This is a genomic window from Actinomadura sp. NPDC000929, from assembly GCF_040492065.1.
Lineage (GTDB): Bacteria > Actinomycetota > Actinomycetes > Streptosporangiales > Streptosporangiaceae > Spirillospora > Spirillospora verrucosospora.
The window spans coordinates 1-24,246 of sequence record NZ_JBEUPA010000006.1; the positions used below are offsets into that span (position 1 = coordinate 1).

Sequence of the window (24,246 nt, forward strand, 5' to 3'; positions counted from 1 at the left end):
GCCAGGCACCCCGACTCGGGATCACCCGGCACCCGTAGATGTCCTTGTCCGACGCCTTGTCCAGCGCCCGGTCGAAGTACACCCCCGGCGAACGCACCAGCTGCGAGACCACGACACGCTCGGTGCCGTTGATGATGAAGGTGCCCTTGGGGGTCATGAGCGGGAAGTCGCCCATGAACACCGTCTGGCTCTTGATCTCACCGGTGGTGTTGTTGATGAACTCCGCCGTGACGAACATCGGGGCGGAGTAGGTCATGTCCTTGTCCTTGCACTCCTCGACGGAGTACTTGGGCGGCTCGAACCGGTGGTCCCGGAACGACAGGGACATGGTTCCGGAGAAGTCCTCGATCGGACTGATCTCTTCGAAGATCTCCTCCAGCCCCGACTGCGTCGGGACGCTCTTACTTCCGGCCTTCTGGGCCGCCTCGACCCGGGCCTTCCACCTCTCGTTGCCCAGCAGCCAGTCGAACGAGTTGGTCTGCAGAGCAAGGAGGTCCGGGACTTCGAGCGGCTCCTTGATGCGCGCGAAGGAGACGCGGTTCGGACCGGTTGCGGTATTCGAGGCGTTGCGCGAGGCTGCCAAGAGTGGTCCTTCCGAGGGCTCGCGGCGTAACAGATGACACGCACGCCAGACGATCCACGTTCGAGACCTGCTCAAAGAGGGCCAAACCGGACCCTCAAAGGGGCCTGAACCGGACCTTCACAGGTGTGCTCTCACACGTGGATAGTCAGAGGGCAGCGCAAAGGGGCAGTGTAGCCGAACCGGTACACCGCTCGCAACTCTAGCGCCGCAGTATGCATCACGTTGCCATGGAGCATCGCCCCTCAGCGCCTCTCAGTCAAGAGCGGACTTGGACTTTTCAGGCCCTGACCTGCAGTGAGGAAGGCCATAGTTTAGGGATCCGGGTTGACAGCCCGCGAACCGCCCACGACGGCGGGTCGCGCGCCCTCGGACCGTTCGGCCCGCCGCCTCGTCTAGGCGCGGCCCGAGGGGGTTAACAGCGACTCGTCCGCGCGCCGTGGCGGCCGTCCGGAAGACTCCGGGAGAGACAGGCGTCCAGGCCCGGAGGGCCGGGCGCCCGGCCGGAGACCGGCGCCCGGCGCGTGCGGCGGCTAGGAGAGGACCGTGAGCTCAGAGGCGAGCCACTTGCCGTCCTTCTTGACCATCGTCAGCTTGATCCGGAGCGGCTCGGGGAGGCGCTGCTGCTTGTCGGTCTTGGTCGCCGACGACCGGTTGGCGTAGACGAGCGCCACGACCTTGTCGGGGGTCGCGCTCACGACGCCGACCTTCATGACCGTCGTGTTGGAGACGGCCTGCTGCTGGACGGCGACGGTCTTGAGCTGCTGGGCGAGCTTGTCGTACTGGGTGTGCAGCTTGCCCGTCGTGGTCGCGGACGCGGCCTTCAGGTCGGTGTCCAGCGTCTGGTAGTCGTACGAGGACAGCTTCTGGGCCGCGCGGGACGCCGCGAAGGACGCCTCCTTGGACGCCTGCTCGGTCGCGTCCTGCTCGCGGACCTTCAGCGCCAGCGCCGTGGTGGCCGCCGCGAGCGCGACCGCCAGGACGACCAGCACGGCGATCACCGTCGACCTGCCGCCCAGCCGGGACCGGCCCGCCGGCTCGTCCTCGTCGTCGTCCTCGTCGTCGTCGCCCTCGTCGCCCTCGTCGGTCGCCTTGACCGGCTTCTTGAGGTTCAGGCGCTTGGTCCTGGGGGCCTTGGCGGGCTTCGCGTCCTCGCCGTCTTCCTCGCCCTCGGCGTCTTCCTCAGCCTCGGATTCCTCCTCGGCCTCAGCGGCTTCAGCGACCTTCGCGGTCTCGGCGCTCTTCGCAGCCTTGGCCTTCTTCGGAGCCTTGGCCGTCTTGGAGGTCTGGGCCGTCTTGAGGGACTCGGTCTCGTCCTCTTCGGCCTTCGCGTCGTCGTCGCCGACGGCCTCGCCGTCCGTCTCCGCCGCTGATTCGCTCCCTGCGGCGTCGGCGTCGCCGGACGCGACTTCAGACGCCTTCCCGCCACGACGGGGCTTCTTGGGGGATTTGAGGGCCTTAGGAGTCTCCTCCGGAACGTCCTCCTCGGGCTCCTCGTCCGCCGCGGCCGCTTCGGCGGCGGCCGCCTCGTCCGCGGCGATCTGGGCGAGGCGCGCGGCCTCCCGGGCCTTCGCGGCGGCCTCCTCCGCCAGACGCGCCGCCTCGGCGGCCTCCTCGGCCCTGGCCGCTCGATCCGCCTTGATCGTCACGGGACAACCTCCAGTCCGGACACGAGCCAGCGGCCGTCGACCCGCGTGAGGTCCATCTGGTACCGGTAGCCCTGCGGCGTACCGTTCTGCACCTTGTCGTTGGTGACGGTCCCGGTGAGGGACACCATCACCTCGGCGGAGTCGCCGTCGATGGAGACCAGCGCGGCGTCGACGTCCCTGACCGTCGACTTGGCCTTGGCCTTGGTGATCTGCTGCATGAAGGCGTTCGACTGGCTTCCCAGCTTGTTCCTGAGGTCGCCGGTGGTGCCGCCCACGATGCGGTCCAGGTCGCGCTGGGCGGTGGCGGCGTCGAGCGACATCAGGTTGACGCCCATCTGCCGCGCCGACTGGATCGCCTTCGCCTTCTGGTCGGCCTCGTCCTTGTTCCTGAGGGAGACCACGCCGAGCCAGCCGGACGCGACGGCGAGCCCCACCACGACGACGCTCAGGACGATCGCGGTGACGAGGGGTAGACGGCGCCTCATCGTGCCCGCCTCACTGGCTCAGCGGTCCGAGCAGGAGCCACTTCCACGAGGATTCCTCTCCCAACTGGCGTGTACCGGCGCTGCGCGGCATGACGTATCGCTTGCCATCGGGGCCGTAGACGGCGCCCGTCGCTGGATCGTATCCAGCGAATTCGACTGAACCGGCCGGATACGACAGGTACAGGTTCCCGCCCGCGAGCTGGCCCGTCGGGGCCTCCGCGGCCTTCGCCTTGCTCTTGCCGGAGCCCTTGGCGTCCGTCTTGCCGCCGTCGCCGTCGCCGCTGCCGGCGCCGTCGCCGCGGGTGCCGTACGCGCCGCCCTCGGGGAACCCGGCCCCCGTGGTCGCGCCCGGCGGGACCTGCGGGAACGGCGCGATGGCGTCGCGCGGGAAGTTGCGGGCGCCGCGCACCGCCGTGGGCGCGTTGTTCGGCGCCTTGCAGCCGACGTCCAGGCGCGGCTTCTTCTTCGAGGTGTCCTGCGGCCAGCGGTGCTTGACCTTCTCGTAGCCCTGCGTGCAGGCGGGCGGCCCGTCGATGTTGAGGTCGAGCCCCAGGTGCTGCGTCCCGTCCCCGGGCGTGACGGTGAACGCGCCCGCGACCGTCACCGGGTAGAGGATGAACAGCGACCGCAGGCCGGCCTTGCGGGACGCGACGATCTGCCCCGTCGTGGTCAGGTTGGCCAGCAGGACGGGCAGCGTCGGCGCCAGCTGGTTGATGGCCTGGTGGGTCTCGTTCACCGCGCCCGGAGCGCTGTCGATGGTCTTGCGCAGCGCCGGGTCGTCGTTGCGGAGCGAGGTGGTCAGCGCGTTCAGGTTGCGGGCGAAGCCCTGGATGTTGGCGCCCTGGCCGCGCTGGGTGTCGAGGACGGTCACGCTGTTGTTCAGCAGCCGCTCGGTGTCGGGGTAGGCCTCGTTGGCGGTCTTCAGCAGCCGGTCGGTGTCGTCCAGGATCGACTGGAGGTCCGAGGCGGAGCCGGTGAACGCCTTGTTCAGTTCGTCCACGATGATGCCGAGATCCTTGGTGTTCACCGACCCGACGAGGGAGTCGACGTTGCGCAGCAGCTCGGCGGTGGACACCGGCAGCGTGGTGCGGCTCCGCGGGATGGTGTACGGGTCGCCCTCGTCCAGGTAGGGCCCGGACTTCGTGGTGGGCTCCAGGTCGATGTACTGCTCGCCGACCGCCGACCGGTTCGCCACGACGGCCTTGGTGCCCTCGCGCGGGATCCGCTTTCCGCGCTCCAGCAGCAGCTTGACGCGGATGCCGTCCTTGGTCAGCTCCAGGGGGCCGACGCGCCCGACCGGGACGCCCCGGTAGGTGACCTCGGCGTTGGTGAACACGCCGCCGGAGTCGGTGAGGTCGACGTAGGCGACGTACTGCTTGCCGAGCAGGTCGCGGCCGATGCCGATGTAGTTGACCGAGACGATCGCCACGCCGACGACGGTGATGACCGCGAAGGCGATGAGCTGGACGATGACGCCGCGCTTGAGGATCACGAGAGGCCCCCCGCCATCAGGGTCCGCAGACCGCCGTCACCGGGGTCGGGCGCGAGCGCGCCCGGCCGTCCCTGGCCGTTCGTGCCGGCCGGCTTCCCCGGGGTCTGTGTGGTGCCGCCGGGAAGCCCGGGCAGCCCGCCCTGGCTCCCGCCGCCCGGCGTCTGCGGCAGGACTCCCAGCGGGGAGTCCGGGAGCGTCACGTTCGGCACCTGGAGCATGCCGCGCATCTGCTTGCCGCTGCCGAGCAGCCCTTCCAGGTCCGTGCCGCCGAGCAGGTTCTGCGCGATGGACTCGAAGTCCAGGTCGACGGTCAGCCGCACGTTGCCGTAGTCGCCCGCGATGACGTTCTCGAACGTCGAGGGGAACGGGAAGGTGATCAGCGTCTCCAGCGACTTCGGCAGGTCGGAGCCGGCCTTGTTGAGGTTGCGCAGGATCGTGTTGAGGTCCCGCAGGTTGGCCAGCATGTCGGCCTTGGATTGGTTGATCACGTAGGTGGTGGTGCGGCTGAGCTTGTTCAGCGCGACCAGCATCTTGGTGAGGTCGGCGCGGTTGCGGTCGAGGACGGCGATCGCGGGCCCCGTCCGGTCGATGGTGTCCTGGATCGTCTTGCGCTCGGCCGCCAGCTTGCCGGTCAGCCGGTCGATGCTGTCCAGCGCCCGGGTGATCGCGGCGCGGTTCTGGTCCAGCGTCCCCGCGAAGGTGTTCACCCGCTGGAGCACCGACTTGATCGTGGACTCCCGGCCGCCCATCGCGGCCTGCAGCTCGTGACTGATCGTGGAGACCTGCTCCAGGCCGCCGCCGTTCAGCAGCAGCGACATCGCCGACAGCACCTCTTCGATCTCGGTGCCGCGGGAGGTGCGGTTCAGCGGGATCAGGTCGTCGTCGGCGAGCTCCCCGACCGGCGCCTCGTTCTTCGGCGGTTCGAGCTGCACGAACTTCTCGCCGAGCAGGCTGGTCTGGCTGATCGTCGCGATCGCGTTGTCGGGGAGCTTGACGTCGCCGCGGAACTTGACCGTGACGACGGCGTGCCAGCCGGCGCCCTGCCCGCCCTGCCCGCCGGGCTCGCCGGCCAGCTCGATCTTCTCGACCTTGCCCACCGACACGTCGTTGACCTTGACCGCCGACTGCGGGACGAGGTCCAGCACGTTCGCGAACTCGATCTTGACGGTGCGCGGGTGGGAGCCGAGGTCGGGCCCGCCGGGCAGCGGCAGCGACTCCACGCCGTTGAACGAGCAGCCGGACAGGGCCGTCACGCCCGCGAGCGCCGCGGCGCCGAGCAGCCGCGCCCTTCCGATCGACCGCCTGGTCATCGGCCACCTCCAGGCAGCAGCGCCGTGACGTCCGTGGGCTTCTTCTGGGTCCCGGTCGCCGCGGGCTTGTTCGTCGTGCTCGTCTTGCCGGACTTGCCGGGCCTGCCCTGCGGGCCGTAGGCGTCCGGCGGGATGGGCACCGGGTCGTAGTGCGTGGTCAGCGCGGTGATCCAGGACAGGTCCAGGCTGAAGCCGGTCAGCGCCTTGCCGATCCCGTTGTACGGCTTGACGAAGTCGAGGCACTCCTTGGCGGGCGTGCCCACCGAGTACGCCAGCGAGCAGATCCAGTCGGCCAGGTCGTGGAACTGGCGGAAGTTGTCGCGGGTGTGGATCGTGCCGCTGATCGGGTCGTAGGCGCGGGCCAGGTTGTTCACGGCGAGCGGGCCGGCGGTGAGGATCTCGGCGAGCGCGCCCTTCTCCTTCACCAGCACGCCGGTGACCTGCGCGAGCTGCCGGACGTTGGCGGCCAGCTCGGTGCGGTTGCCCTTGACGAATCGCTGCACGTTCCGCAGCGTCGGGGCGAGGGTGTTGAGGGCCGCGCTGAGCTCCTCCTTCTCCCCCGCGAGCTGCCCGGAGACGCCGTTGAGGTGCCCGGAGAACGACTTGATCTGCTGGTCGTTGGCCTTCATCGCGTCGGTGATGATCCGCAGGTTCTTGATCGTCTCGGCGACGTCGCCGCGGTCCGTGCTCAGCGTGCTGAGCGCCTTGGACGCGTCGGCGATCGTCTGCCGGATGTCCTCGCCCTGCCCGTCCAGGTTCGCCGCGCCGACCTGCAGCAGCCGCGACAGCGAGCCCTGCTGGCCGTTCGCTCCGGGCGCGTTCGCGCCCTGCGGGCCGAGCGCCCGGGACAGCTCGTTCAGGTTGCCGCCGACCTCGTCGACCTCGACCGGCACCGCGGTGCGGTTGGTGCCCAGCGTCGCCCCGTCGGCCAGGACGGCGCCGCCCTTGTAGACGGGCGTGATCTGGACGTAGCGGTCGGCGACGAGGGTCTGGTTGACGATCACGGCCTGCGCGCCGGCGGGAACCTTGTACTCGGCGTCGTACCTCAGCTCGACCTTCACCGCGTCCCCGACGGGCTCGACGCTGGTGACCTCGCCGACGGGGATGCCGAGGATGCGGACGTCCGCGCCCTTGTACAGGCCGACCGCCTTGGTGAAGTACGCCGTCATGTGGCGCTGCTTCGGCTCCTGGAGGACGAGCAGGAGCACGGCGGCCAGCACCGCGACGGCGAGGATCGCGCCGCCCAGGCGGAGGATGCTCGTGGAGTTACGCACTGGTGACCTGCCTGCTCACGGGAGGAAGGGCAACGGGTTGTCGGTGTTGCCGGTCGTGCCGGTGCCGGGCGATCCGCCGCCCGGACGGGCGCCCTGCCTGTTCGTCGTCGCGCCTCCGCCGGACGGGGGGTTCTGGATCGAGGCGGGGATCGGGATCAGGTTCTGGATCCACGAGTCGAACCAGCGGCCGGTGCCCGTCACGTCGGAGAACTGCCGGGCGAACGGCGCGAACAGCTGGAGGATCCGGTCCAGGTTGTTCTGGTTCTTCAGCAGGATCCGGTTGACCGCGGCCAGGTTGTCCAGCATCGGGCGCAGCTGCGCGTCGTTCTCGTTGATCAGCGCGTTCACCTGCTGCGACAGGGTCACGGTGTTGATCAGCAGCTGGTGGATGACGTCGCGCCTGGCCTGCACCGCCTGGAGCACCTTGTCGCCGTCCTGGACGAGCTTGGCGAAGTCCTGGTTGCGGTCGGCGAGCAGCTTGGAGACGTCCTTGGCCTTGCCGGCCAGCTCGTGCAACTCGTCGTCGCGGGACGCGACCGTGTTGGACAGCCGGCGCAGCCCCTGCAGGGAGGCCCTGACCTCCTCCGGGGAGTTCTTGAAGGTGTCCGACAGCACGTCGAAGGACTTGGCGACCTGCTGCACGTCGATCGCGCCGACGCGCTGGCTGAGCTCGCTGATCGCGGGGACGACCTCGAACGGGGTGTGGGTCCGCTCGATCGGGATGTTGCGGGCGAGCCGGCCGCGCCCGCGCGGGTTCAGCGCGAGGTAGTGGGCGCCGAGCACCGTCTTGATCTTGATGTCGGCCTCGGTGCGGTCGCCGAGCCGCACGCCGTCGTCGACCCGGAAGGTGACCTTCACGTGGTCGCCGGCCAGCTCCAGCCCGGTGACCTTGCCGACCTTGACGCCCGCGATCCGGACCTCCTCGCCGGCCCGCAGCCCGGCCGCCTCCCGGAACGCGGCGGTGTGGGTCCTGCCGCCGGAGACGAACGGGATGTTCTCCAGGTTCATCGCCAGCACCACCAGCACGATGATGATCGCGAACGCGGAGAGACCGATGGGGACCGGGTTGCGTTCCCGGAACGGGATCCTCATCTACTTGCACCTCGCGTTCTCGTTCACGATCGCCGGCGTCTGGTAGACCGGTCCGCCCGGCAGCCGCACCCGCGCGTCGAGACCGCAGATGTACATGTTGAACCAGGAGCCGTAGGAGGAGATGTTCACCAGCCCCTCCAGCCGCTTCGGCGTCCGCTGCAGGCCCGCGTCGAGCTCCTTGCCGTTCGCGTCGAACGTGGCGGTGAGCTTGCGCAGCCCCGCGATGTCGTCGCGGAGGTCCGGGCGGGCGTCGGCGAGCAGGTTCTGGGTGGTGCCGGTCAGCTCGTTGATCGCCGCCACCGAGTCGAAGATCGCCTTGCGGTCCCCCGAGACCCCGCTGACGAACCCGCGCAGGTCCGTGATCAGCTGGTTGACCTCGGTGTGCCGCTCGTCGATGGTGCCGAGCACGGTGTTCAGGTTGTCGATCACCTGGCCGATGACCTTGTCCCGGTCGGCGAGGGTGTTGGTCAGCGACGCCACGTGCGCGAGCAGGCTGTTGATCGTCCCGCCCTCGCCCTGGAGCACCTGGATGATCTGCATCGCGAGCGTGTTGACGTCCTTGGGCTCCAGCGCGCGGAACAGCGGCCGGAACCCGTTGAACAGGGTCGTCAGGTCCAGCGCGGGCGTGGTCTGCCCGATCGGGATCGTTCCGCCCGGCCGGAGGTAGTCGTTGGCCCGGCCGGCGCCGTCGGTCAGCGCCAGGTACCGCTGGCCCATCAGGTTGCGGTACCGGATCTGCGCCTTGGTGGACGAGGGCAGCCCCGCCTTGAACACGTCCTCCTTCTGGAGGCTGAACGTCACCTCGGCCTTGTCGCCCTCGTACAGCTCGATGTGCTCGATCTGGCCGACCCGGACGCCGGCGACGCGCACGTCGTCGTTGTCGAGCAGGCCCGTCACGTCCGAGAAGATCGCCTTGTAGGTGGTCGTCTCCCGGAACCGCATGTTGGAGATCGTCATCGCCAGCACGCCGGTGGCCAGCGAGGTGACGACCACGAAGATCCCCAGCTTGATCGCCGCACTGGTCGTCCTCACTTGACCGTCACCACCGATCCGTCGCCCAGCAGCGGCCCGAACATCAGCGCCGCGACGTCGGACAGCTGGTCGGCGCGGGTCCGCGTCACCGGTCCGAGCACGTTCTTGATCTTGTCCTTCTCGCTCATCGAGCCCGGGTCCACGAAGACGTTCGACAGCGCCCGGCCGCGGCTCCCGCCGCCGTTCGGGTCGTCGGGGTTCTTCCACCACAGGTCGTCCTGCGTGCCGTCCAGCGCCAGGTAGGTCGGGGACGGGACCTTGGGGTTCGGCAGCCCGTAGCAGCGCGGGTCGCGCTGGTCCTTGGCCTCCGGCTTGTCCAGCGGGTACTTGTAGCCCGGCACCGGCTTGACGATCTCGATCGTCAGGTTGAAGGTCTTGGACCCGTTGCCGCCGGCCACCCGCTGCGACTCCGGCCTGAGCTTCATCAGCCCGGCGAACACGCACGGCAGGGACGGCGAGTAGCGCGCGACCAGGTCCAGCCCGTCCCGGTTCGCGATGTTGAAGCCGATGATCTTCGGGGCGTTCTGCCGCATGAACACGTCGCCGTCCTGCGCCAGCGCGGTCGTCGCCGGGATCAGCTGCTCGATCGTCGCCTTCTTGTCGGTGATCGTCCGGCTGGTGACGTTGAGGTTGCGGAGCGTCTGCAGCAGGTCGGGCGCCGCGGCGCTGTAGATGTCGGAGACGTCGGCCAGGCCGTTCAGGTCGTGCACCAGCGTGCCGAGCTGCGGGTTGACCTTCCGCAGCAGCTCGTCGGCCTCCTCCAGGTTCCGGCCGATCTGGTCGCCGCGGCCCTGCAGCGCCGTCGCCAGGGCGTTCAGCGTCGCGTTCAGCTCCGCCGGCTTCACCGCCTGCAGCAGCGGGAGCAGGTCGTTCAGCACCTTGTCGATCTCGACGGCGGCCTGGGAGCGGTCCTGCTGGATCACCTGGCCCGAGCGCAGTCCCATCGGGCCTCCCTGCGCTGGGGCCGCCAGGTCCACGTACTTCTCGCCGAACAGCGTCTTCGGCAGCAGCCGCGCCTGGACGTTGCGCGGGATCAGCTTCGCCTTGCCCGGGTCCAGCGCCAGGTGGAGCGTCGCCCCCCGCGCGTCGGCGTCGGTGCCGCGCACCTCCCCGACGATCAGACCGCGGATCTTCACGTCGGAGTGCGGCAGCAGCTGCAGCCCCGCCCGCTCCGTCCGCACCTTGACGTCGAGCGTCGGCGTGAACGCCTTGTTGTACAGCGCCACGGTCAGCGCCAGCAGCAGGATGATCACGACGATCATCGACGCGCCGAGCACCCGGTAACGCACCCGCTCACTCATGCCGGCCTCCTGTGGGGGGACGACCCCCCACACCCCCCGCGTTCGCTCCGCTCATCCACGTCACCCCGCGATCCGGACGCTGGTGGTGGTGCCCCAGATCGCCATGCCGAGCATCAGGTCGACCACGTTGATCACCACGATGCTGGTGCGCACCGCGCGGCCCACCGCGACGCCGACGCCCGCCGGGCCGCCGGAGGCGTGGTAGCCGTAGTAGCAGTGGATCAGCATCACGAGCACCGCGAAAACGATCACTTTTCCGAATGACCACAAGATGTCGTACGGCGGTAGGAACAAATGGAAATAGTGGTCATAGGTGCCGGTCGACTGGCCGTAGAACATCGTCACGATGACCCGGGTCGCGCCGTAGGAGGCGAGCAGTCCCACGATGTAGAGCGGAATGACCGCGATCATCCCGGCGAGCATCCGGGTGGTGACGAGGAACGGCATCGACGGGACGGCCATGACCTCCAGCGCGTCGATCTCGTCGGAGATCCGCATCGCGCCGAGCTGGGCGGTGAACCCGCAGCCGACCGTCGCCGACAGGGCGAGCGCCGACACCAGCGGCGCGATCTCGCGGGTGTTGAAGTAGGACGCGACGAACCCGGTGAACGCGGCCGTGCCGATCTGGTTCAGCGACTCGTAGCCCTGCAGGCCGACCTGGCTGCCGGTGAAGAACGTCATGAACCCGACGATCACCACCGAGCCGCCGATCACCGCGAGGCCGCCGGTGCCGAGGCTCACCTCGGCCAGCAGCCGCAGCACCTCCTTGCGGTACCGGCGCAGCACCCGGAACACCCACGCGAACGCGCGGGCGTAGAACGACATCTGGTGGCCGAAGTCGTCCAGCCGGTCGAGCGGCGCGCTCGCCACCCGCCGGGCGGCCTTGCCCGTCTTGCCAGGGGCAGCCATCTACATCCCCTTCGACGGGACGAACTGGAAGTACAGCGTGGAGATCAGGAAGTTCTCCAGGAAGAGCAGCATGAACGTGATGACGACGGTCTGGTTGACCGCGTCGCCCACGCCCTTCGGCCCGCCCTTGGCGTTCAGGCCCTTGTACGCGGCGACCAGGCCCGCGGTGATGCCGAAGACGAACGCCTTGAACTCGGCCTGCAGCAGGTCGGGCAGCTGCGCGATGGCGTTGAAGGAGGCCAGGTAGGCGCCGGGGGTGCCGCCCTGCAGCATCACGTTGAAGAAGTAGCCGCCCAGCAGGCCGACCACCGAGACCAGCCCGTTGAGGAACAGCGCGACGAACGCGCAGGCGAGCATCCGCGGCACCACCAGGCGGTGCAGGGGGTTGATGCCCAGCACCTCCATGGCGTCGATCTCCTCGCGGATCTTCCGGGAGCCGATGTCGGCGCACATCGCCGACCCGGCGGCGCCCGCGACCAGCAGCGAGGTGACCAGCGGGCTGGCCTCCCGGACGATCGCGACCACCGCGGTGGCGCCGGTGTAGGACTGCGCGCCGAGCTGCCGGATCAGCCCGCCGACCTGGAGGGACAGCACGCCGCCGAAGGGGATGGCGACCAGCATCGTGGGGACGACGGTGACGCTGACGATGAACCAGGCCTGCTGGATGAACTCGCGCCACTGGAACGGCCACTGGAACATCGCGCGGCCGGTGTCCAGGCACAGGGCGAAGAACCGTCCCGGTTCCTTGATCGCGACGTTGGCCGCGCCGTCCCCGATCTTGCGGAACGTCGCCGAAGAGCCCCCGCCCTTTTTTGCCCCTCGCTGGTCCGCGCCGATACCAGGAGTGGACATCAGTAGCCTGCACCCGCTCCCGGCCGGCCGGGCGGCGGGGTGCCGGGGAACCCTCCCCCGGGTCCGCCGGGCGGCGGACCGGCGGGCGGCATGCCGCCGGGCGCCCCGTGCGCGCCGCCGGCGGGAGTGCCGACGGGCGTCATGGACGCCACGTACCGGGGCCACTCCTCCACCCAGTTGCGGCCGAGGTCGTCGACGAACGAGCCGGGCGGCGGCGTGACGCCGTGCGCCGCGCACCAGGCGCCGGGCGCGTGCATGCCGGCGCGGATCAGCCCGTTGCTCGGCATCTGCTGCGGCGGGATCGGCGGCAGCTTGCCGGGGTCGTGGCCCATCTTCGCCTCGGCCTCCAGCTCGGACTCGTCCTTCTCCTCGGACATGCCGATCGGGCCGATCTTGCTGGCGTTGAGGAACTGCCGGACGACCGGCTCCTCGCTGGACAGCAGCATCTCCCGCGGCCCGAACATCGCCAGGTGCCGCTGGTACAGCAGGCCGATGTTGTCCGGGAGGGTGCGGGCGGTGTTGATGTCGTGGGTGACGATCAGGAACGTCGCGCCGATCTGCGCGTTGAGGTCGATGAACACCTGGTTGAGGAACGCGGTGCGGACCGGGTCGAGGCCGGAGTCCGGCTCGTCCACCAGCAGGATCTCGGGGTCCAGGACGAGCGCGCGGGCCAGGCCGGCGCGCTTCTTCATGCCACCGGAGATCTCGCCGGGAAGCTTGTGCTCGGCGCCGAGAAGACCGACCAGGTCCATCTTCTCCATGACGATGCGCTTGATCTCGGACTCGGACTTCTTGGTGTGCTCGCGGAGCGGGAAGGCGATGTTGTCGAACAGGTTCATGGAGCCGAACAGAGCGCCGTCCTGGAACAGGACGCCGAACAGCTTCCGGGTGTCGTACAGCTGCGACTCGGGCAGGTAGGGCAGGTCCCTGTCGCCGATCCAGATGTGCCCGCGGTCGGGCTTGAGCAGCCCCACGAGGGACTTCAGGAAGACCGACTTTCCGGTGCCGGACGGACCCAGGAGAACGGAGATCTCACCTGCGGGAATGGTCAGCGACACGTCCTGCCAGATCACCTGGCGGCCGAAGGACTTCGTCAGGCCCTCGACTCTGATCTCGACGCCCACTCGTCACCTTTCGTCCAGGCCGGGGGAATCCCGAACCAATGAGCGAGTAGCACTCAGGCTCTTTCTGTCGTCACACCGCGTTCTGTCTCCACGCCGCGTTCCGTCGTCACACCGCGTGTCCGCCGCATTGCTACCGTCCGGTAGCCGTGACGGGTGCCACTACCGTAGCGGCCCCCCGTCCAAATGGAAGGGGTTCCGACCCAGATCAGCGGCCAAATGCGACGTTGTAAGACAATCGTTACTTACGGCGTCTATGAGACTAGTGGTCCAAGAACCGGAGCCTCAAGACCGGGGGTGCCGGGGACGGCCGCGACCCTGCGGCCCGCCGCACTGCGGGGACGCGAGCGGCCGGGTGTGGCCACCGCGTCAGACGGGACGCTACGCCGCGCGCGGGAAGCCGCACAACCCGCCGGGACACACGGTTTCCCGCAGGTGTTTGTCACCTCAGCACAGAAAACAGACCTTCCGGGCATCGCCGGTCCACGTTCCGCGACAAGGCCATCCGCCTGCCGCCCGCCTGCCGCCCGCCGGGCGCGACCCGGCCCGCGAGCACCCGGGGCAAGCGAATGGAGGCGGCCACCCCATCGGGGTGACCGCCTCCTGGAGAGCAGTGGAGCCGCGCGGGCTCCGGAGCTCTGGAGCGTCGTTACTTGACGGTGACCGAGGCGCCGGCCTTCTCCAGGGCCTCCTTGGCCTTGTCGGCCGTCTCCTTGTTGACCTTCTCCAGCAGCGGCTTCGGCGCGCCGTCGACCAGGTCCTTGGCCTCCTTGAGGCCGAGGCTCGTCAGGGCGCGCACCTCCTTGATGACCTGGATCTTCTTGTCGCCGGCACCCTCGAGGATGACGTCGAACTCGTCCTGCGCCGGGGCCTCCTCGGCGCCGCCGACCGGGCCGCCCTGGCCCGGGACGACGGCCGCGACGGGGGCGGCGGCCTTGACGTCGAAGACCTCTTCGAACTGCTTCACGAACTCGGAGAGCTCGAGAAGGGTCATCTCCTTGAAGGCGTCGAGCAGGTCGTCGGTGCTGAGCTTCGCCATGATGATTCCTCCGCTATGGCTTGTGATCTGGGGTGGTACGGGAACCGCGGGTTGCCTACTCGGCGGACGCCTCGGCGGCGGGTGCCTCGGCGGTCTCGCCCTCGGCCTCGCGCTTGGCGCGCAGCGCCTCGGCGAGCTGGGCGGCCTGCGTCGGCAGCGCGTTGAACAGCGCGGCGGCGTTGGCCATCGAGCCCTTCATCGCACCGGCCAGCTTCGCGAGGAGCACCTCGCGCGACTCGAGGTCCGCCAGCTTGGTGATCTGGGCCGCGTCCATCGACTGACCGTCGATGAAACCGCCCTTGATCACCAGCATCGGGTTCGCCTTGGCGAAGTCGCGCAGGCCCTTGGCGGCCTCGACGACGTCGCCGCGGACGAACGCGATGGCCGACGGGCCTTCGAGCAGCTCACGGAACTGCTCGTCGACACCGGCCTCGTTCGCGGCGCGCTTGGTCAGCGTGTTCTTCACCACGCGGAACCGCGCGGTCTCGCCGAGGTTGTCGCGCAGCTCCTTGACCTGCGCGACGGAAAGCCCGCGGTACTCGGTCAGCACGGCGCCGTTGGAGCTCTCGAACTCGTCCTTGAGCTCGGCGATCGCCGCGTCCTTGTGGGCCTTGGCCATAGCCCTCCTTCCGATTACCTGGGTGGTCCGATCCACGCCGCAGTCCGCGGACGAACTGGGCGCCGATCCACCAAAAAACGCCCCGGCGCAGGCGCACGGGGCGTCCAGGCACGGCACGGAGGCCATGCGGGAAGCTCTCGTCTCACCTACGCAGGCCGCCCGAACTGAGTCGGGTCCTTCGGTCACCTCGCGGGAGGTGACGACCGGCGGTCTTCGGCATCGGACAGCATACGTGCCCTGACCAAGGACACCAAATCAGCGGACAGAGCGAGGGACCGCGCCCCGGGCGGGGCGCGGTCCCTCGGTCGTGCTCAGGCCAGGATCAGGATCCGCCGGGCAGGCCGCCGCCGCCGAGCCGGCCCATGATCTCGCCGAAGTCCGTGACCTCGCTCGCCGGCGGCTCGGTGACCTGCACCGGCTTGCCGTAGTCGCGGTACTTCATCGTCATGGTCATGTCGCCGGTGGTCGACTGCGTCGACCTCATCGTCATCTGACGCGGCAGCTGCTGGCCGTCCACCCACAGGTCGAAGTTCATGGCCTGGAGGCCGGTCGTGCCGAGGCTCTTGCGGTAGGCCTCCTGCGTCTCCGGGGAGAGCTTGGCGACCGCGTCCTCCATCCGGTACGTGCCGGTGTAGTGGGTGGTCTGGACGCCGTCGATGGTCTCCTTGCCGACCTCGCGCGCGTCCTTGGACGCCGTCAGCATCTTGGTGTTCTGCACCGGGTCCATCTGCCGGGACTGCCGGAGCAGCTCGTCGATGTTCATCCCGGACTTGGCGCCCAGCTCGTCCAGCGAGATCTTGATCCAGGGCTTGGTCCCGCCGCCGAGCTGGGACAGCATCGGCATCTTCATGTACATGGTCCGGCCGACGAGCCGCTGCTCCATGCCGCCCGTCGGCTTGCCCGCGACCGTCATCTGCCCGAAGTTCATGCTGTAGGCCAGGTCGGGCTTCGTGCGGTACTGCATCGTGCCGCTCATCGTCATGTCGCCCGTCGACGAGCCGGTCGACTTCATCGTCAGGTCGGCCTGGAACGAGTCGATCTGGCCGGTCTTCTCGGCGGCCTTGCCGAGGACCTGCGCGGCGGACAGCCGGAGCCCCTTGCCGGCGTCGTCCACCGTCTTCCCGGCCTCGCCGAGGCAGCCGGTCAGCGAGAGGGCGAGGCCGGTGGCCAGCGCCGTGCCTGCCGCGAAACGACGGATCATCAGGGGGGTCTCCTTGCTCTCCTTGGCACCCGAGGGGTAGGGCCGAACGGTACATCAGACGCAAATGACCCCGCTGCGGTTCACCGTTCTCAGTTGCCGCCCAGGGCGGCCGGGAGGGACAGCTGCCCCACCTGGTCGGACGGAGGCGTGTTCACCTTGAACGACTTGCCGTAGTCGCTGTAGAGGACGGTCACCGACCCGTTCTCGCCCTTCGAGCCGGTCGCCTTGGAGACGAGCTTGCGCGGCAGGTTGTCGCCGTCGGTCCACAGATCGAAGTTGATCTTGCCGTTGGCCCGGTCCTTCGGCAGCCACTGCTGGACCTTCGCGCGGGCCTGCGCGTCGAGCCGGTTCAGCGCGTCCTCGACGGTGACCGTCCCGGCGTAGTGGGTCGTCTTGACCCCGTCGACCGTCTCGGTGCCGACCCTGCGGGCGTCCTTGGAGCCGGTGAACATCTTCGTCTGCTCGGCCGGGTCCACCTTCTGCACCTGGTCGACCAGGCCCCGGACGTCGAAGCCGGTCCGCTGCGCCATCTGGTTCACGTCGATCTTCACCCACGGCTTGCCGCCGCTGACGAACTGCGCGAGCTGCGGGACCTTCGCGTACAGCGTGTTGCCGGTGAAGACGGCCTGGCCCTTGGCGCCCGGCACGCTCTGCCCGTTCTGGCTGAAGTCGTCCAGCTTCGCGCTGAACTCCAGCGACGGGCGCAGCCGGAACTGCCCGTTGGCGTGGACCTTCCCGTCGCCGCCGCCGGTGCCCGTCACCGTCAGGTCGGCCTTGAACGTGTCGGCCTTGCCGGTCTTCTCGGACGCCTTCAGCAGCGCCTGGTTCGCGCTGAGCTTCATGTTGCCGGTGTTCTCCGTCCCGTCCCCGTTGCATCCGGAGAGGAGGAGCGCGGCACCCACTGCGGTGCCGCCGGCCGCCACCACGAGTCGTCGGTTCATTAGGGTTGAGCCTCCCTTGTCGCCCTGCTGGTGTTCCCAGTCTCTTCGGGCGTTAACGGAAGGGCATCCCCCGGTAGTACGAATGGGCCCCCGCCCGGTACGACCAACGGCGTAGCCCTTCCCCTGACCCGACGTCAGGGGTGTCCGGCGTCCCGGAGCCGCGTCAGCGGTAGGCGCCGAAGGTCATCGACCCGGCCAGCCCCGCGCCGGGCGCCTGCCCGCTGAGGCTGATCGAGGTCGGCCGGGCCTCGCTGTCGGCCAGCAGGTCGAGCCCGCATCCGGTGTCGTCCGGCACCCACTTGCGGAACGCCGCCACCGCGTCCTGCGGCAGCAGGGCGTACACGCCGCCCATGAGCGTCTGCGCGGTGAAGCGCGTCAGCCCGGCGGCGTCCGGCTCGCTCGCCGTCATGCCGGGCAGCGTCCCGATCATGAAGGTGAACTGCCGGGGGTCGGAGCCGCTCTGCAGGCCGCCCAGCTGCGCCGGGGTCAGCGTGGACCGCGTCCACTTCTGCCCGTCGTAGCCCTTGAGCGTGCTCCCCTGGACGATCACCTTCTGGGTGACCTTGGACAGCTCGCCGCCCTTCATCGTCCGCGTGACGCCGGTGGCGCTCATCGAGAACTTCGGCCACAGCGTGAACGTGGCCGTCTCGACGGCGTGCTGGTAGTCGCCGTCCGAGCCCACCGTCACCTTCAGGTCCGTCTTGCGGGTGAAGGAGTGCAGGCTGGGACCGGGCTGGGGCGGCGCCGTCGGCAGGTTGTGCGCGGCGCCCCCGTTCCCGGGGGTGCGCGTGCCGGGACGCGCGCTCGCGCCCGGGGCGGCTCCCGGCGCGCCGGGCGTGCCCGGGGAGACCGTGGCGGACGCGGCGCCGTTGGGGTTGGCCGGGTCACGCTGGGCCATCGCCGCGGAGGGGGGCAGCACCCCCGCGTCCTTCGGCGAGTCGCCCCCGATCTTCACCACCATCAGGATCGCCGTGGGCACGACGGCCACCGCGGTCACGGCGGAGATGGCGATGGCCCGATCGGTACGACGCTTCACGCGGCAATTCAACACCAGGTTCCTCGCCGGTAACAAAACAATCGGATACCAGATTGTCCGGTTCTGGACTGCGAGACGTGTATCCGCCGATTCAGGGGATTTCGGGGCGGTCTGTCAGCTCGGCGCGGAGGGCGGCCTTGCGGACCTTGCCGGTCCCGGTGCGCGGGAGCGCCGTCACGAACTCGACGCGCCGCGGCGTCTTGAAACCGGCGAGCCGGGCACGGCACGCCGCCGTCAGGTCCTCCTCCCGCGGCCGGACGCCGTCCGGCACGATCACCGCGCACACCGACTGGCCCCAGCGCGGATCGGGCAGCCCCACCACCGCGACCTCCCCCACCCCCGGGACCGTGCGCAGGACGTCCTCGACCTCGCGCGACGAGACGTTCTCCCCGCCCGTGATGATCACGTCCTTGAGCCGGTCGGCGAGGTACAGGTAGCCGTCCGCGTCGACGCGGCCCGCGTCACCGGTCCGGAACCAGCCGCCCGCGAACGCCTCGGCGGTCGCCTCGGGATCGTCCCAGTACCCGTCCGCCACCTGCGCTCCCCGGACGACCACCTCGCCCAGCGCGCCCGGCGGCAGCGGCGCCCCGTCCTCGCCGATCACCGCGATCTCCGCGCCGTCGCCCGGACGGCCCGCCGACGCCGCCAGCTCCGGCCTGCCCGCCACCGCCGCGCGGTGGTCCGCCGGGGAAAGGAACGTCGCGTTGCCCGACAGCTCGGTCATGCCGTACCCCTGGTTCAGGTCGCAGCCGAGCGCCGCGCCCGCGCGGCGCAGCAGCGGCACCGGCATCGGCGCCGACCCGTACGCGATCACCCGGACGGTGGCCCGCAGCGCCTCCAGCGCCGCCGGGTCCCCGTCCAGGTGGGCGAGCAGGTCCTCCAGCATCGTCGGTGCGAGCGACAGATTCGTGACGCCGTGCCGGCGCGCCGCGTCCACCAGGGCGGCCGGACCGAACCGGCGCAGCACGACGGCGGGCCGCCGGAACAGGTGGTGCAGGACGACCTGGTAGCCCGCCACATGGCACAGGGGGAACGGCGTGCAGAACACGTCGTCCGGCGATACGGGACGGCCCGACGCCGTGACCGCCATCCCCGCCAGCAGGCTCCTGTGGGTGAGCCGCACGCCCTTCGGCCTGCCGGTCGTGCCGCTGGTGAACATCAGCCAGGCGACCTCGGCCGGGTCGCGGCCGTCCTCCCGCGGAGGGGCCGGGCCGTCCCACGGCAGGTCGGCGACGTCCACGAGCGGCGGACGCCCTGCGGGAAGTCCTCCCTCGCGGGCCAGCCTCTCCAGCAGGTCCGGCTCACCGATGACGAGCTCGGCGCCGCAGCGGACGACCTGGTCGGCCCATTCGCGCGGATGCAGCCTCTGGTTGAGCGGCACCAGGATCCTGCCTTCGCGCGGAACCCCGTAGTAGGCCGCCACGTACTCCAGCCGGTTGTGCGCGAGCAGCGCCACCCGCGCCCCCGGCGAGCACCGCGCGGACAGGTGGGCGCTCAGCGCGTCCGTCCGGGCGCGCAGCTCGCGGAACGTCCAGGTCGTGCCGTCGACCGACAGGGCAGGGGCCTCGGGGGCGTCCTCCGCGGCCGCGTCGAGCACGTCGTACAGCCGGTGGACGTCCCGGCGCCGCGTCCCGCCCATCGCATCCCCTTCGCCGACGACGATCCGGGCGCCGAATCTAGCGGCGGACCGGTGTGCGGGGCCGGCCGCGTCCCGCTGAGCGCGACCTGAGGAAGGCCGCCCGACCATCCACAGCCTGTGGAAAAAACGAACAGGGCGCCCCCGTGGTGGGGACGCCCTGTTCGACGGCGTTCGACGCCGGGCTCGATCAGGCCTCTTCGAGCTCGGCCGTCAGGTTGCGGACCGCGTTCGGGTCCACCGGGATGCTCGGGCCCATCGACGTGGTCAGCGCCGCCTTCTTGACGTACCGGCCCTTCGCGGCGGACGGCTTGAGACGCTGGATCTCGTCGACCGCGGCGGCGTAGTTCTCCACCAGCTGGCGCTCGTCGAAGGACGCCTTGCCGATGATGAAGTGCAGGTTCGCGTGCCGGTCGACCCGGAACTCGATCTTGCCGCCCTTGATGTCGGACACGGCCTTGGACACGTCCATCGTGACCGTGCCGGTCTTCGGGTTCGGCATCAGGCCGCGCGGACCGAGCACCCGGCCGAGCCGGCCGACCTTGCCCATCTGGTCCGGGGTCGCGACCACGGCGTCGAAGTCCAGGAAGCCGCCCTGGATCCGCTCGATCAGGTCGTCCGAGCCGACGAGGTCGGCGCCCGCCGCCTCGGCCTCCTGCGCCTTGGCGCCGACGGCGAAGACGAGCACGCGGGCGGTCTTGCCGGTGCCGTGCGGCAGGTTGACCGTGCCGCGGACCATCTGGTCGGCCTTGCGCGGGTCGACGCCCAGCCGCATGGCGACCTCGACGGTCGCGTCGAACTTGGTGACCGCGGTCTCCTTGGCCAGCTTCACGGCCTCGACCGGGCTGTACAGCCGCTCCCGGTCGATCTTCTCCGCCGCGGCGCGGTAGCCCTTGCTGCGCTTCATGTGCGTTCCTCCAGACGGAACTCGTGGTAGGGGCCAGCGCCGGCCCTCCCACTGGGACGTGTTACTTGACCTCGATGCCCATCGACCGCGCGGTGCCGGCGACGATCTTCTCGGCGGCGTCCAGGTCCTTGGCGTTGAGGTCGGGCATCTTGGTCGTGGCGATCTCACGGATCTGGTCGCGGGTGACCGAGCCGACCTTGGTCTTGTGCGGCTCGCCGCTGCCCTTCTCCACGCCCGCGGCCTTCAGGATGAGCTGCGCGGCCGGCGGGGTCTTGGTGACGAAGCTGAACGACCGGTCCTCGTAGATGGTGATCTCTACGGGGATGACGTTGCCGCGCTGGGACTCCGTGGCGGCGTTGTACTGCTTGCAGAAGTCCATGATGTTGACGCCGTGCGGACCGAGCGCGGTACCGACGGGCGGCGCGGGCGTGGCCTGCCCGGCCTGCAACTGGACCTTGACGAGCGCGGCGATCTTCTTCTTCTTGGGAGGCATGCCTCTCCCTCGTGTTCCGTTTCGTGTGGTCCCGACTCCCGGAGACCGGGCAACACGGCGGGCGGAACTAGACCGCCGCGTTGGGACCTTGGCCGACCCCGCGTCCCCGCGTGCGCGGGGAACGACACCGCACCCCGAAGAGCGCGGTGATTCGAGGTCATCCCCGCGCGAGCGGGGCGATGGGCGCCGGTCTCCGATGATCGGAGGCCGGGAACCCGGGCCCGTCCGCGCCTCTGCGGGGACGGCCCGTCCAGGATACGGCCTGGCCTGAGCGGCCCGGACGTCTCTCGGGGACGGGTGAGACCGTGGACGCCTGTCAGATCTTGGAGACCTGGTTGAAGGAGAGCTCGACCGGCGTCTCGCGACCGAAGATGGAGACCAGCACCTTGAGCTTCTGCTGCTCGGCGTTGATCTCGTTGACGGTGGCGGGGAGGGTGGCGAACGGGCCGTCCATGACGGTGACCGACTCGCCGACCTCGTAGTCGACGGTGGCGGGGGCCTTGGCCTGCTCCTTGGCGGCCTTGGCGACGCCCTCCTCCGGCTCGGGGGCCAGCAGGTTGGCGACCTCGTCCAGGCTGAGCGGGGACGGCTTGTTCAGCAGGCCGACGAACCCGGTGACGCCGGGGGTGTTGCGGACCGCGGCCCACGACTCGTCGGTGAGCTCCATGCGGACGAGGATGTAGCCCGGCAGGACCTTCTCGTTGACCTTCTGGCGCTTGCCGCCCTTGATCTCGGTCACCTCGTGCTGCGGGACCTCGATCTGGAAGATGTAGTCCTCCATGTTGAGGGTCTGCGTCCGGGTCTCGATGTTGGTCTTGACCCGGTTCTCGTAGCCCGCGTAGGAGTGCACGACGTACCAGTCGCCCGGCTGGAGGCGCAGCTGCATCTTGAAGTCGGCGTACGGGTCGGCCGGCGGCTCGGCGGCGGCCTCCTCCTCGTCCGCCTCCTCCTCGGCGGCGCCCTCGCCCTCGACGGACGCGGCGAGCTCGGCGGCGCCCTCGGCCGCGTCCGGCGCGGGGCCCTCGCCTTCGAGCTTCGTGTCCGCGGGCTCGGCGTCGCCGGCGGAGACGACCGCCTCGGCCGTCTCGTCGGCGGGCTCAGCCACCTGGTCGGCCGCAGCAGCCGCAGCGGACTGGGCCTCTTCAACGGCCTCGTCGTAGGGCTGTGAGGGCTCGGACACGGTCAACTCTTCTCTCGGTCTGCGGTGATGGACTTGCGAAGGTACGGCGGGGCCCGTCGCCCGGCCCGGGCCGGGCTGCGTCAGCCGAAGAGCTGGTAGATGCCCTTCTGCAACCCGTAGTCGATGCCGGAGACGAGCGCGACCATGACCAGCACGAACACCAGCGAGACGGTCGTGTAGGTGACCAGCTCCCGCCGCGTCGGCCAGATGACCTTGCGCAGCTCGGCGATGATCTGGCGCACGAACAGCGCGGGCGAGGTCCGCTTGGAAGGGGCCTTCTTCTTGCCCTTGCCCTCGTCCTTGGCCTCGGGCTCGTCGCGAGTCTCAGTCGCCATTTGCCGCCGTTCACCTCATAGGTCGTGATTCAACCACCCTGTGGTTGCCGCGCGGTCCCGTGCCGCGGAGTGCCACGGCGACGCCATGGCGCGGCTGGCACGGGTGCGCGCACCGCACCTCGCAGGGCAGGAGGGACTCGAACCCCCAACCGCCGGTTTTGGAGACCGGAGCTCTACCAATTGAGCCACTGCCCTTCGCTTCTCCGGCTAAGGAGAAACCCGACCACAGGATCGGGTGGGTGCCGGGTCCCAGCTTACGGCCTGATTCGGTGCCCGCGTGCGGACAGGCTCGTATACCGGCGACACGTCACTTGGAGGAGGAGTCTACGTGCCCGAGGGGCCCGCGTCGAACCGGATATCGGGGGGCCTCCGGAAGGCCGCGGCGAGGACCCGTCCCACCGGCGCGGATATATGGCTGCGGGTCCCGGTGCGACGTCTGTAACGATAGGGGTATGAGCATCGACCGTCCTCGCATCTCCAAGCGCATCGCCGCGATATCCGAGTCCGCCACGCTGGCCGTCGACGCCAAGGCCAAGGCGCTGAAGGCGGCGGGCCGCCCGGTCATCGGGTTCGGCGCGGGCGAGCCCGACTTCCCGACGCCCGACTACATCGTCGAGGCCGCGGTCACCGCGTGCCGGGTGCCGCGCTTCCACAAGTACACGCCCGCGGGCGGGCTGCCCGAGCTGCGCGCCGCGATCGCCGAGAAGACCGAGCGCGACTCCGGCTACCGGGTCGAGGCCTCCCAGGTTCTCGTGACCAACGGCGGCAAGCAGGCGGTGTACGAGGCGTTCGCGGCGCTGCTCGACCCGGGCGACGAGGTGATCGTCCCGACGCCGTACTGGACGACCTACCCCGAGTCGATCAAGCTGGCGGGCGGGGTGCCCGTGGACGTCGTCGCCGACGAGACCACCGGCTACAAGGTGAGCGTCGAGCAGCTGGAGGCGGCCCGCACCGACCGGACGAAGGTGCTGCTGTTCGTCTCGCCGTCCAACCCGACGGGCGCGGTCTACAGCCGCGACGAGATCGAGGCGATCGGGCGCTGGGCCGACGGGCACGGCCTGTGGGTCGTCACCGACGAGATCTACGAGCACCTCGTGTACGGCGGCGCCGAGTTCCACTCGATGCCCGTGGTGGTGCCGGAGCTGGCCGACCGGACGCTCGTCCTGAACGGGGTGGCCAAGACCTACGCGATGACCGGCTGGCGGGTCGGCTGGCTGATCGGCCCGGCGGACGTGGTGAAGGCCGCCCAGAACCTGCAGTCGCACGCGACGTCCAACGTGGCGAACGTCTCCCAGGCCGCCGCGCTCGCCGCCGTGACCGGCGACCTGTCGGCGGTCGCGGAGATGCGCGTGGCGTTCGACCGGCGCCGGCAGACGATGGTCCGGATGCTGAACGAGATCCCGGGCATGGTGTGCCCCGAGCCGGAGGGCGCGTTCTACGCCTACCCGTCGGTCAAGGCGCTGCTCGGCAAGCAGCTGCGCGGCAAGCGCCCCGAGACGTCGGTGGAGCTGGCGTCGCTGATCCTCGAAGAGGCCGAGGTCGCTCTGGTGCCGGGCGAGGCGTTCGGCACGCCGGGCTACTTCCGGCTCTCCTACGCGCTGGGCGACGACGACCTGGTCGAGGGCGTCTCGCGCGTCGCGAAGCTGCTGTCCGAGGCGAGCTGACCTCCACGACACGCCGCGCGCGGACCCGCGCACACGAAACCGGCCCCGGGTGCACATTTCCCGGGGCCGGTTTCGTATGGGACGGGTTCCGCCGGTTC

The 24,246-nt window shown here is 69.9% G+C and carries 22 protein-coding genes, 1 tRNA gene and 1 pseudogene; 1 reads left to right on the top strand and 23 read right to left on the bottom strand.

Translation table 11 applies throughout. The features are described 5' to 3' along the window. The 23 genes and pseudogenes from ABWI04_RS03770 to ABWI04_RS03880 form a co-directional block, all read right to left on the bottom strand. Nucleotides 1-583 (bottom strand): annotated as a pseudogene (locus tag ABWI04_RS03770) (DNA-directed RNA polymerase subunit beta); the annotation flags it as partial. Between the two features lie 530 nt (nucleotides 584-1,113). Continuing rightward, a complete protein-coding gene (locus tag ABWI04_RS03775) occupies nucleotides 1,114-2,229 on the bottom strand; it encodes an Rv1363c family protein (protein WP_353831417.1) in 1,116 nt (371 codons plus the stop codon). Further along, entirely contained in the window at nucleotides 2,226-2,714 is a 489-nt protein-coding gene (locus tag ABWI04_RS03780) for an Rv1363c family protein (RefSeq protein ID WP_353831418.1), read from the bottom strand. Before ABWI04_RS03780 ends, ABWI04_RS03775 begins: the two co-directional genes overlap by 4 nt. Before the next feature lie 10 nt (nucleotides 2,715-2,724). Continuing rightward, nucleotides 2,725-4,206, bottom strand: a complete 1,482-nt coding sequence (locus ABWI04_RS03785; protein WP_345178458.1) for an MCE family protein — start codon at nucleotides 4,204-4,206, stop codon at nucleotides 2,725-2,727. After that, nucleotides 4,203-5,516, bottom strand: a complete 1,314-nt coding sequence (locus ABWI04_RS03790) for an MCE family protein (protein WP_353831419.1) — start codon at nucleotides 5,514-5,516, stop codon at nucleotides 4,203-4,205. Before ABWI04_RS03790 ends, ABWI04_RS03785 begins: the two co-directional genes overlap by 4 nt. After that, on the bottom strand, nucleotides 5,513-6,790 hold the full coding sequence (locus ABWI04_RS03795; protein ID WP_345178455.1) for an MCE family protein: 1,278 nt from the start codon (nucleotides 6,788-6,790) through the stop codon (nucleotides 5,513-5,515). The genes ABWI04_RS03790 and ABWI04_RS03795 overlap by 4 nt, the downstream gene beginning before the upstream one ends. 15 nt (nucleotides 6,791-6,805) lie before the next feature. Further along, a complete protein-coding gene (locus ABWI04_RS03800) occupies nucleotides 6,806-7,882 on the bottom strand; it encodes an MCE family protein (protein ID WP_345178454.1) in 1,077 nt (358 codons plus the stop codon). Beyond that, a complete protein-coding gene (locus ABWI04_RS03805) occupies nucleotides 7,883-8,914 on the bottom strand; it encodes an MCE family protein (protein ID WP_353831420.1) in 1,032 nt (343 codons plus the stop codon). Beyond that, nucleotides 8,911-10,215 carry an MCE family protein gene (locus tag ABWI04_RS03810; protein ID WP_353831421.1) on the bottom strand — a complete coding sequence of 435 codons (1,305 nt, stop codon included), beginning with the start codon at nucleotides 10,213-10,215 and terminating at the stop codon, nucleotides 8,911-8,913. The genes ABWI04_RS03805 and ABWI04_RS03810 overlap by 4 nt, the downstream gene beginning before the upstream one ends. 60 nt (nucleotides 10,216-10,275) lie before the next feature. Then, the gene (locus ABWI04_RS03815) at nucleotides 10,276-11,124 is read right to left on the bottom strand and encodes an MlaE family ABC transporter permease (protein WP_378188722.1); all 849 of its coding nucleotides are present in this window, start codon (nucleotides 11,122-11,124) and stop codon (nucleotides 10,276-10,278) included. Beyond that, nucleotides 11,125-11,976, bottom strand: coding sequence for an MlaE family ABC transporter permease (locus ABWI04_RS03820; RefSeq protein ID WP_425550309.1), 852 nt, complete (start codon nucleotides 11,974-11,976; stop codon nucleotides 11,125-11,127). Further along, a complete protein-coding gene (locus tag ABWI04_RS03825; protein ID WP_345178449.1) occupies nucleotides 11,976-13,100 on the bottom strand; it encodes an ABC transporter ATP-binding protein in 1,125 nt (374 codons plus the stop codon). Before ABWI04_RS03825 ends, ABWI04_RS03820 begins: the two co-directional genes overlap by 1 nt. A gap of 646 nt (nucleotides 13,101-13,746) precedes the next feature. After that, on the bottom strand, nucleotides 13,747-14,136 hold the full coding sequence (gene rplL, locus ABWI04_RS03830) for a 50S ribosomal protein L7/L12 (protein WP_345178448.1): 390 nt from the start codon (nucleotides 14,134-14,136) through the stop codon (nucleotides 13,747-13,749). Between the two features lie 55 nt (nucleotides 14,137-14,191). Beyond that, nucleotides 14,192-14,755 carry a 50S ribosomal protein L10 gene (gene rplJ / locus ABWI04_RS03835; RefSeq protein WP_345178445.1) on the bottom strand — a complete coding sequence of 188 codons (564 nt, stop codon included), beginning with the start codon at nucleotides 14,753-14,755 and terminating at the stop codon, nucleotides 14,192-14,194. 322 nt (nucleotides 14,756-15,077) lie between these two features. Further along, nucleotides 15,078-15,956 (bottom strand): SCO4651 family lipoprotein, encoded by an 879-nt coding sequence (locus ABWI04_RS03840; RefSeq protein ID WP_345178443.1) that lies wholly within the window; start codon nucleotides 15,954-15,956, stop codon nucleotides 15,078-15,080. Nucleotides 15,957-16,045: 89 nt separating this feature from the next. Then, a complete protein-coding gene (locus ABWI04_RS03845) occupies nucleotides 16,046-16,897 on the bottom strand; it encodes an SCO4651 family lipoprotein (RefSeq protein WP_353831422.1) in 852 nt (283 codons plus the stop codon). 163 nt (nucleotides 16,898-17,060) lie between these two features. After that, the gene (locus ABWI04_RS03850; protein WP_353831423.1) at nucleotides 17,061-17,933 is read right to left on the bottom strand and encodes a hypothetical protein; all 873 of its coding nucleotides are present in this window, start codon (nucleotides 17,931-17,933) and stop codon (nucleotides 17,061-17,063) included. 91 nt (nucleotides 17,934-18,024) lie between these two features. Next, nucleotides 18,025-19,572, bottom strand: a complete 1,548-nt coding sequence (locus tag ABWI04_RS03855; protein WP_353831424.1) for a class I adenylate-forming enzyme family protein — start codon at nucleotides 19,570-19,572, stop codon at nucleotides 18,025-18,027. Nucleotides 19,573-19,759: 187 nt separating this feature from the next. Continuing rightward, nucleotides 19,760-20,476 (bottom strand): 50S ribosomal protein L1, encoded by a 717-nt coding sequence (rplA, locus tag ABWI04_RS03860; RefSeq protein ID WP_149259625.1) that lies wholly within the window; start codon nucleotides 20,474-20,476, stop codon nucleotides 19,760-19,762. A gap of 61 nt (nucleotides 20,477-20,537) precedes the next feature. Beyond that, nucleotides 20,538-20,969, bottom strand: a complete 432-nt coding sequence (rplK, locus tag ABWI04_RS03865) for a 50S ribosomal protein L11 (RefSeq protein ID WP_345178434.1) — start codon at nucleotides 20,967-20,969, stop codon at nucleotides 20,538-20,540. Between the two features lie 316 nt (nucleotides 20,970-21,285). Continuing rightward, nucleotides 21,286-22,074 (bottom strand): transcription termination/antitermination protein NusG, encoded by a 789-nt coding sequence (gene nusG / locus ABWI04_RS03870; RefSeq protein ID WP_378188796.1) that lies wholly within the window; start codon nucleotides 22,072-22,074, stop codon nucleotides 21,286-21,288. Between the two features lie 155 nt (nucleotides 22,075-22,229). Next, nucleotides 22,230-22,484 carry a preprotein translocase subunit SecE gene (gene secE / locus ABWI04_RS03875; protein WP_345178429.1) on the bottom strand — a complete coding sequence of 85 codons (255 nt, stop codon included), beginning with the start codon at nucleotides 22,482-22,484 and terminating at the stop codon, nucleotides 22,230-22,232. A gap of 122 nt (nucleotides 22,485-22,606) precedes the next feature. Continuing rightward, a tRNA-Trp gene (locus ABWI04_RS03880) sits at nucleotides 22,607-22,679 on the bottom strand. A gap of 257 nt (nucleotides 22,680-22,936) precedes the next feature. Here ABWI04_RS03880 and ABWI04_RS03885 point away from each other — a divergent pair. After that, the gene (locus tag ABWI04_RS03885; protein ID WP_345178426.1) at nucleotides 22,937-24,148 is read left to right on the top strand and encodes a pyridoxal phosphate-dependent aminotransferase; all 1,212 of its coding nucleotides are present in this window, start codon (nucleotides 22,937-22,939) and stop codon (nucleotides 24,146-24,148) included. Nucleotides 24,149-24,246: the final 98 nt, after the last annotated feature.